The organism is Citreimonas sp., from assembly GCF_042096055.1.
Classification (GTDB): Bacteria; Pseudomonadota; Alphaproteobacteria; order Rhodobacterales; family Rhodobacteraceae; genus Citreimonas.
Genome location: NZ_JBELMH010000013.1, coordinates 47749 through 56259, shown reverse-complemented (window position 1 = coordinate 56259; position 8511 = coordinate 47749). Strand labels below are relative to the sequence as shown.

Here is an 8511-nt window from a genome sequence, read left to right as displayed (position 1 = left end):
CGACACGATCCGATCAGCCGGCGTTGAGCGATTGAAGCGCATCGGCCAGCCGGTCGCGCGACACGGGCTTGTCCAGAAAGATCGTCCGGTCGTCCAGCATCGACGAGAATTCCGCCCGCTGCGGGTATCCCGACATCAGGATCACGCCGAGGCGTGGCGCGCGCTTGCGCAGGCGCGCGGCCAGTGCGTTGCCGGCCTCGCCCGGCATGACGATGTCGGTCAGCAGGTACTCGAACGGGCCTTCGCGGTCGAACAGGGCGGTCGCCTCGTCGCCGTTATGGGCAACGCGCACCTCATACCCCAGCGATTCCAGAAGGCGCGAGGATACGCGCGCGACGGCCTTGGTGTCGTCGACCAGCAGGACGCGGCCGCGCGGGCGCGGCAGCGGCGCGTTTGACGTCTGGCGCTTCGACATCGGGGCGCGGTCGTCGACCGTGGCGATGGGAAAGTACAGCGACACGGCCGTGCCCTTGCCGACCGCGCTTTCCAGCGTGACGAATCCGCCGGTCTGTTCCACGTAACCGCGCACGCGACTGAGTCCCAGGCCCGATCCTTCGCCGACGCCGCGGGTTGTGAAGAACGGGTCGAACACCGCCTCGTGCAGTTCAGCGGGGATGCCCTTACCGTTGTCGCGGACCACCAGCACCGTCCAGCGCTGCATCGTGTCCTCGAATCCGTGGCGGGCGGTGCGGTCCTCGACCGCGATCTCGATCCGGCCGCCTTCGGGAAGCGCCTCGCGCGCGTTGATCACCAGGTTGAGCACGCAGCTTTCCGCCATCGCCCGGTCGAGCACGACCGGCGGCAGCCCGGGGCGGGAATCGACGATCAGTTCGATGTTCGACGGCAGGGTGCGGCGCAGCAGCGGCTGCAGCGCGCCGATGAACTCGCCCAGGTCCTCGGTCCGCGGCTCGATCGTGGCGCGGCCGGCGAAGGCGAGCAGGCTTTCGTTCAGCGTCTTGCCGCGCAGCACCGCATCGACGGCCTCGGTACGCAACTGTTCGGCTTCGGCCGGGTCGCGCGTCAGGCCCATGAGCTCGATGTTGCCCATGATGACGGCCAGCAGGTTGTTGAAATCGTGGCTGACCCCGCCCGCCAACTGGCCCAGCAGCGCCAGCCGCTCGGTGCGGCGCACCTCGGCCTCGGCCTGACGGCGCTCGGTCACGTCATCCATGATGACGACCGCGTGGCTGACCGAGCCGGTCGCGCCGATTATCGGTGCACCCGTGGCGTCGTAGACCTGGTTCTTGCCTGCCGGGGTGCGTGTCTTGAAGCTTTCGCGCGCGGTCTGTCCGCGTTCGATTGCCGAGGCGAAGCGGGCGGCCGCATCGGCATCGGCGGCATCGCCCAGCAGCGCGCGCAGCGTCAGCCCGGACAATTGACGGCGCGTGCGACGCGACGACTGCGTCATAGCCTCGTTCGCGTAGCCGATCGGCTGGTCCAAAAGCGGCGCGGTGCCGTCCAGCGGCACGATCATCACGCCGACCGGCTGGTGCTCGACCGCGGTCAGGAACAGCTGCAGCTGTTCGCGTTCGGCGACGCGTGCGGTGATATCGCGGAAATGCACGGCCACGCCCATCTGCGCAGGGTGGGCGTTGACCTCGAACCAGGTCTGCAGCGGCTCGAAATACTCGACGAAGCTGCTGCTTTGACCGGTTTCGCGGACCAAGCGGTAATTGCTTTCGAAGCTGGTGCCGAGGGCGTCAGGAAATTCCGCCCACACGTTGCGCCCGATCAACTCTGCTGGCTGGCGCTGGAGCAATTGCTGCGAGGCCGCGTTGACGAAGCTGAAGCGCCATTCCTTGTCCAGCAGGAAGAACCCGTCGGACATGGTGCGCATGACGAATTCCAGCTCGGCCTCGGCCGCCTCGCGCCGCTGCTCGGCGCGGACCATGGCGGTGATGTCCTGGAATGAGCCCGCCATTCCGACGATGCGGCCGGTCTCGTCGCGCTGCGCACGACCAACCGAGCGCGCGACGAAGGTGCCGCGCCCGGGCGTCTCGACCTCGAGGTTGAGGTCGAAGGACGTGCCGTCGCTTATGCAGCGCTCGACCGCGTCGGTCAGGCGCTTGCGACTTTCCGGTCTGTAGAAAGCCAGCGCGGTGTCGAGGTCGATCTCCACATCCTCGTCCTGCTCGAACAGCTGCCGCGTCACCCTGCTCCAGGTCACGCGGTCGTTCAGGATGTCGTAGTACCACGCGCCCGTCCGGCTGACTTCGCTGGCGAGTTCGAGAAGCTGGATGTCCGTGCGCTCGGGATCAGAGATGGGCAATGCAACTCCTGTGTTCAGGCCATGGACGTCGGAGCCTTGGTCAAGATCAAGGCATCCGGCGCACCGGTTCAAGGTCTACCGCTCAAATGCGCGACATTCATGGCCCGATGCGCGAGAAACCGCTATGTCCCTGCCAACGCACGGCTTGGCGCGGCGGTTTCCTCAATCCGGTTTCCGCATCACGACAACTTTCGTCATAGCCGGGATCAGCGCCTCGCCCGGGCGCACGTCGAATCCGGCCTGTTGGCCGCGGCGGGTCAGCCAGCCCACGGACAGCGACCGCGCCTCGGGGGTGAAGGCCATGTGCTGAAGCTGCCACAGCGCCGCGAGGGCCGGGCCTTCGCGGTCGTCCTCGACCATGAAGTCGTGCACGATCAGCGTGCCGCCCGGGGCCAGCGCGGCGAAGGCCTTGTCCAGAAGCGGGCCGACCGCGTTGCCGGGTACGCCGCTCATCAGGTACGACATCAGGATCGCGTCCTGGCTGCCGGGCCAGGCCGCCTCGATCGCGTTGCCGGGAATGTAGCGCACGCGGTCGACCAGCCCGGCCTCGGTCACGAAGCGCCATCCGATCTCGGCCACGTTGGGAAAGTCGATGATCGTCGCGTGAAGGTCGGGATACGCATTGCACAGGCTGATGGTCATCGCACCGGTGCCGCCGCCGACGTCCAGCAGGCTGCGGGCCGCCGACAGGTCGACCATCCGCGCCAGCGACCGCCCGGGGCCGAGCGAACCCGCATGCTGGGATTCCGAGTAGATCGCGGCCTGCGTCTCGTCCGCCATCCAGTGGTGGTAAGAGGCGATCGCCTCGTCCGGCAGCTCGTCCTTCATCACGGCGTTGAGCTGCAGCAGGAACGGATACATCTGACGGTCGATCTGGTAGCGCAGGTAGTCGCCAAAATCGTGCTTCGACTTGCGCGACAGGAAGGCTTCGGCCGCCGGCGCGTTGGCCAGCAGGCCATCGTCGGTTTGCGTCAGAAGTCCGATCGCTGTCAGCGCCGTGGTCAGGATCACGATCCGGTTCGCCGGAACGTCCGTAGCGTGGGCCAGATCCTCGGCCGACATGGGGCCGTCGGCCAGCGCGGTGAACAGGTCGACATGCAGACCGGCGAAAAGCGCCTTCGAGGCCATGAAGCTGAACGCGATGGCCGACAGCTCCTCGGCGCTTTCAACGGGTTTGCCGCCGCGCGGCGGGGTCATGTCGAGGCGCATGTCGGCTCCTGTCCGTGGTTCTTCTTCCATTCGAACTTAGCCACTAGGCCCCCCGGCGCAACAGCGGTGCTCCGCCGAACGCCGGTCCCGCGCTTGCCCGAAGGGCATCAGCGTGCGATCTTTTTCGCGTTTTGTCGCTTCGGTGTTCGCAGGTTTGTCATGAGTGTACCCTCCAACCCCGCCCGACGGGACTTCCCCGGTGCGGGATTGGATCCAGAGGCGGAAAGCGCCGCGCAGCGCAACATGGTCCTGGTGGCCGACGCGGTCCTCTCGGAGGATTTCAACGCGTTCCTCGAGCATGTCCGGCTGCCGCTGGTCACGGCGACCTCCAAGGGGTTGCAGCGGTTCGAGACGCGCGAGGCGATGGAAGGCGCGTTTCGACAGGTCGCTGCCGAGTGGCGCGACCTCGGCGTGACCCGCGTCGAAGGCACCATCGGAGCAGTGATCCCCGACGGCCCCAGCCGCGTGATGCGCACGCACGTCACGCGCCTGTTCAAGCGCGCCACGCTGGCCCGCCCGCCGCATTCTGGCCTGTCGCGGCTGACGCGCGAGGACGGGCACTGGCGGCTTTCGCGGTCGCATTACGCGATCGGCGACGGCCCGTTCGGCAATGGTTTCGAGACGATGCCGGGCGCCGACGAGGACCACGCCGAGGTGGCCGCCATCTTCTCCGACGCGCTCGACCGCATCACCCGGGCGTTCCTGCAAGGCGACTTCGCCCTGCTGTCCGATTCCGTCCGCTTGCCGCTGTTCCTGCAGAACGCCGATGGAACGCTCGTCATCCGCGACCGCGAGGCGCTGCGGGCGGATTACGACCGGGTGATGACGGATTTCCGCATGCACGAGGTCACCGACCTGGTGCGCCTGGTCAAGCGCGCCCGCCGGCTGTGCACGCGCCGGATCCAGGGCCTGTACCGGACGCACGTGCTGACGGGGCAATTGCTGGCGCTGCCGTCGTTCCAGAGCGTGATGACGCTGGAGCAGGGCGGCGACGGGGTCTGGCGCACCGCAGAGATCATGCACCCGCTGGGGCCGGTGACGCTGCGCCGCTAAGGCCGTGGCGGTCTTCAGCGGTCGGCGCCCCAAAATAAACTGTCATTCCCGATCAACGCGATACCGCGCTTGGGCGGCGGACCCGCCGGCGGGGGCTTGACGGCGGGCGCCACGCCATGTTCCATAAGGTGGAATTAAATTCCGCATAGTGAAATTGGGAGGAGGACCCCATGACCATCACGATGAAAGCGGCGCTGACCGGCGCGCTGATGTTCGGCGCGGCCAGCGCCGGCGCTCAGGAATTCTTCGTCGGCGAGGCCGGCCCGAACCGCGGCGCGCGCGGCGATTCGCTCAACTTCTTCGCCGAGCAGGTCGAGGAGAAGTCGGGCGGCGAGATGTCGCTGGACATCCAGTGGGGCGGCGCCCTGTTCAAGGCCGGCGCGGCGCTTTCGGGCATCGCCGACGGCGTGGCCGACATGGGCACCATCATCGCGGTCTACTTCCCGCAGGAAATGGCGCCCTACCGGATCGCCGACATGCCGCTGGAAAGCTCGGACGCGTGGGTCGGCATGAAGGCCACCGACGAGATCATGCGCACCAACGAGCAGATCGCCGAACAGCTGGCGGCACAGAATCTGGTCTACCTGGGCACCTTCACCACCTCGGCCGTTCATATCGGCTGCAAGGACGCCGCCATCCGCACCGTCGAGGACATCGAGGGCCTCAAGATCCGTGGCGTCGGCGCCTATGGCGACACGTTCGGGGATTTCGGCGCCAACCTCGTGCCGATGTCGATCTATGACGCCTACCAGGGCCTCGACACCGGCCTGCTGGACTGCTCGCAGACCTACAGCTACGCGACCGCGGCGCTGAAGCAGCAGGAAGTCATCGACAGCTACACGCTGCTGAACTGGGGCCAGACCGGCGCGCTGGGCGTCTTCATGAACAAGCAGGCGTTCGACCGTCTGGATGAGGAAAAGCAGCAGATCCTGCTGGATGCCGGCGCCTCCATGTCGGACGAACTGGGCCGGCTGATCACCGCCGACAACGAGGCGGCGATCGAGACCATGCGCGAGGCGGGCGTCGAGATCATCGAGCTGCCCGACGAAGAGCGCGCCAAGCTGGTCGAGGCCGGCCAGAAGTACATCGACGAATGGGTCGAGCAGGTGTCGGACATGGGCCTCGACGGTGCCGCGATCCTCGAAGAGTACAAGGCGCTTCTGGCCAAGTACACCGAAGAGCGCGACACGCAGGGCTACCCCTGGGAGCGCGAGCAGGGCTGACGCCCCGCCGGCTTCGCGGCCGCGCCCCGGGCGCGGCCGATCCCACACGTTTCCGACAATCGAGGTAAGCCATGCTGCGCCGTATCGAGCGCCTGCTGGTCGATCTGTCCATCATCTCGGTGTTGGGCCTCGGCTTTCTCATCACCGCGACGGTGATCCTGCGCGCGGTGTTCAACTCGGGCGTGCCGGACGCGATCGTCATGGTCAGCGAGTTGATGGTCGCCGCCGTAATCCTACCGCTCGCCGCCACCACCGCGTCGCGGTCGCACATCGTGGTCGAGTTCGTGTCGAACCGCATGCCGCCGCGCGTGCGGGACGGTCTGGTGATCTTCGGGTCGGTCTTCGGCCTGCTGGCGCTGGCGCCGCTGATCTGGGCCGGCTGGCGCGAGGTCGCGCACACCATCGAATCCGGCGGCTACTTCTTCGGCGACCTGAACCTGCCGAAATGGCCGGGGCGGGTGATCTTCCTGATCGGCGTGAGTTTCTGCTGGCTGCGGCTGGCGATCATGGTCTGGCACGACGTCGGCGCGCTGCGCCGGGGCGAGGCGCTGGCCGAGACCGGGCACGGGGGCTGACATGGACGGTACGCTGATCGGCCTGATCGCCTTCGCCGCGGTCATCCTGCTGCTGGGCCTGCGCGTGCCCATCGCCTTCGCGCTGGCGGGTGTCGCCACGCTGGGCACCTTCGCGATCTTCGCGCTGCGCACCGGGACCTTCATGCCCGAGCGCGCGCTGACGCCGACCGCGAGCCTCGTCTTCTCGAACTCGTTCGACCTGATCCATTCCTACGACCTGTCGATGATCCCGCTGTTCGTGGCGCTGGGCCATATCGCCTACCGCGCGGACATCACGACCAAGATCTACCATGCCGCGCGCGTCTGGCTGGCAGCGGTGCCGGGCGGGGTTGCCATGGCCTCCGTCCTGGGCTGCGGCGGGTTCTCCGCCATCACCGGTTCGTCCATCGCCTGCGCATCCACGATGGGCCGGATCTGCAGCCCCGAGATGCTGCGCATGGGCTACGACAAGCGCCTGGCGACCGCATCGGTCGCGGCGGGCGGCACGCTGGGCAGCCTGATCCCGCCCTCGGTCCTGTTCATCATCTACGGCATCTTTACCGAAACCTCGATCTCGGCGCTGTTCCTGGCCGGCATCATCCCCGGCATCCTGTCGCTGCTGGGCTTCCTGCTGGTCATCTACATCTGGGTCTGGCGCGAGCCCGAGGCCGCGCCCGCCTATACCGGCACGATCAGCACCCGCGAACGGTTCCGTGCCGCGGCCGAGGCCTGGCCCGCCGTGGCGCTGTTCGTCATCATCGTGGGCGGCATTTACGGCGGCATCTTCACCGCGACCGAGGCCGCGGCCGTCTGCGTGTCCGCCGCCGTGCTGATCGGTTTCGCGCAGCGCAAGCTGACCTTCGCCGGCCTGTGGGAGAGCCTGCGCGAGACGGTGATCCAGACCACCTCGATCTTCATCATCGCGGCCGGCGCCAAGATCTTCGTCGCCTTCATCGCGCTGACCGGCGTCGCCTCGGACATCGTCGGCTTCGTCAGCGACGCGAACCTGTCGGTCGTCGTGCTGCTGCTGGCGATCGCGGTGATCTACCTGGTGCTGGGCATGTTCCTCGACCCGATCGGGATCATGGTCCTGACCCTGCCTCTGATGGTGCCGCTGGTCGAAAGTTACGGCTGGGACCTGATCTGGTTCGGCGTCGTGGTCATCAAGCTGCTCGAGATCGGGCTGATCACGCCACCGGTGGGCCTCAACGTCTTCGTCATCGCCGGCGTGGTCGGGAAAGAGGTGCCGATCGATCGCATCTTTTCGGGGATCATGCGGTTCCTGACCATCGACGTGATCGTGCTGGTCCTCATCATGGCCTTCCCGATCCTGTCGCTGCTGATACCATCGTCGATGTGAGGCCGCGATGAACGAACACGTCCCCTACACCACGCCCGAAGCCGACCGCCGTTTTGCCACAACTCTGGCGCGCGGGCTGGCGGTACTGCGCGCCTTCCGCGCCAGCGACGACGGCTTGGGCAATGGCGAGATCGCCGAGCGCACCGGCCTGCCCAAGTCGACGGTGTCACGGCTCAGCTGGACGCTGCACCAGCTCGGGTACCTGACCCATTCGGGCCGCGCCGACCGCTACCGGCCCGGCCCCGCGCTGCTGGCGTTGGGAAGCGTCGCCGCCGCCTCGATCAGCTTCGTGGACCTGGCCGGGCCGATCATGCAGCGCACCGCGGACGAGACCGGCACGCTGTCGCTGCTGCTGGTACGCGACCAGGCCAAGCTGCTGATCGTCAAGACGTGGCGGCCGCGCGGCGTGTCCTCGCTGTGGCTCGAGGCCGGCCACCGCGTGCCGGTTATGGGGTCCAGCTCGGGTCGGGCGCTGCTGGCGACGCAATCCGAAGAAGCCTTTCATCGCACCGTTCTGCTGGCCGGCGCCGACCCCGTCGCGGCGGCCGAGACGCGGCGCGAGGCCTGGAGCCAGCTGATGGGACGCGGCTTCGTGATCCACGACCCGGCCAGCTACTTCGCGCCGTCGATCCACGCGGTGGCGCGCCCCTTCCAGTCGCGCGACCTGTCCGAGCCGGTGATCTTCACCTGCGGCGCCATGCCCGAGGATCTCACCGTCGAGCGGATGCGCGACCAGGTGGGGCCGCGGCTGAACGCCGCCGTGCAAGAACTGGAACGCATCATGGGGCAGGGCGGCGGCACGATCTTCCGCGACTGACCCCGGCGCGGGCGAGATGCCCGCCA

General features: G+C 67.6%; 7 protein-coding genes. 5 read left to right on the top strand and 2 right to left on the bottom strand.

Translation table 11 applies throughout. From position 1 onward, the window contains the following. Positions 1 to 13: 13 nt before the first annotated feature. Both ACFDTC_RS05265 and ACFDTC_RS05260 read right to left on the bottom strand, forming a co-directional pair. A complete protein-coding gene (locus tag ACFDTC_RS05265) occupies positions 14 to 2269 on the bottom strand; it encodes a PAS domain-containing protein (protein WP_375257825.1) in 2256 nt (751 codons plus the stop codon). 162 nt (positions 2270 to 2431) lie between these two features. After that, on the bottom strand, positions 2432 to 3478 hold the full coding sequence (locus tag ACFDTC_RS05260; RefSeq protein WP_375257824.1) for a methyltransferase: 1047 nt from the start codon (positions 3476 to 3478) through the stop codon (positions 2432 to 2434). Positions 3479 to 3637: 159 nt separating this feature from the next. Between ACFDTC_RS05260 and ACFDTC_RS05255 the strand changes: the two genes are divergently transcribed. From ACFDTC_RS05255 to ACFDTC_RS05235, 5 genes are all read left to right on the top strand, one after another. Beyond that, the gene (locus ACFDTC_RS05255) at positions 3638 to 4531 is read left to right on the top strand and encodes a hypothetical protein (protein WP_375257823.1); all 894 of its coding nucleotides are present in this window, start codon (positions 3638 to 3640) and stop codon (positions 4529 to 4531) included. Positions 4532 to 4701: 170 nt separating this feature from the next. Continuing rightward, positions 4702 to 5754 (top strand): C4-dicarboxylate TRAP transporter substrate-binding protein, encoded by a 1053-nt coding sequence (locus tag ACFDTC_RS05250; RefSeq protein ID WP_375257822.1) that lies wholly within the window; start codon positions 4702 to 4704, stop codon positions 5752 to 5754. Between the two features lie 71 nt (positions 5755 to 5825). Beyond that, positions 5826 to 6329 carry a TRAP transporter small permease gene (locus ACFDTC_RS05245; RefSeq protein ID WP_375257821.1) on the top strand — a complete coding sequence of 168 codons (504 nt, stop codon included), beginning with the start codon at positions 5826 to 5828 and terminating at the stop codon, positions 6327 to 6329. A 1-nt stretch (position 6330) separates the two neighbouring features. Further along, positions 6331 to 7668, top strand: a complete 1338-nt coding sequence (locus tag ACFDTC_RS05240; RefSeq protein WP_375257820.1) for a TRAP transporter large permease — start codon at positions 6331 to 6333, stop codon at positions 7666 to 7668. 7 nt (positions 7669 to 7675) lie between these two features. After that, positions 7676 to 8485 (top strand): IclR family transcriptional regulator, encoded by an 810-nt coding sequence (locus ACFDTC_RS05235; RefSeq protein ID WP_375257819.1) that lies wholly within the window; start codon positions 7676 to 7678, stop codon positions 8483 to 8485. Positions 8486 to 8511 lie beyond the last annotated feature (26 nt).

What these genes read in the sequence shown, in the direction of transcription:
- ACFDTC_RS05245 (WP_375257821.1), top strand. Translation starts at nt 5,826, where the DNA reads ATGCTGCGCCGTATCGAGCGCCTGCTGGTCGATCTGTCCATCATCTCG.
- ACFDTC_RS05235 (WP_375257819.1), top strand. Translation starts at nt 7,676, where the DNA reads ATGAACGAACACGTCCCCTACACCACGCCCGAAGCCGACCGCCGTTTT.
- ACFDTC_RS05240 (WP_375257820.1), top strand. Translation starts at nt 6,331, where the DNA reads ATGGACGGTACGCTGATCGGCCTGATCGCCTTCGCCGCGGTCATCCTG.
- ACFDTC_RS05260 (WP_375257824.1), bottom strand. Translation starts at nt 3,478, where the DNA reads ATGCGCCTCGACATGACCCCGCCGCGCGGCGGCAAACCCGTTGAAAGC.
- ACFDTC_RS05250 (WP_375257822.1), top strand. Translation starts at nt 4,702, where the DNA reads ATGACCATCACGATGAAAGCGGCGCTGACCGGCGCGCTGATGTTCGGC.
- ACFDTC_RS05255 (WP_375257823.1), top strand. Translation starts at nt 3,638, where the DNA reads ATGAGTGTACCCTCCAACCCCGCCCGACGGGACTTCCCCGGTGCGGGA.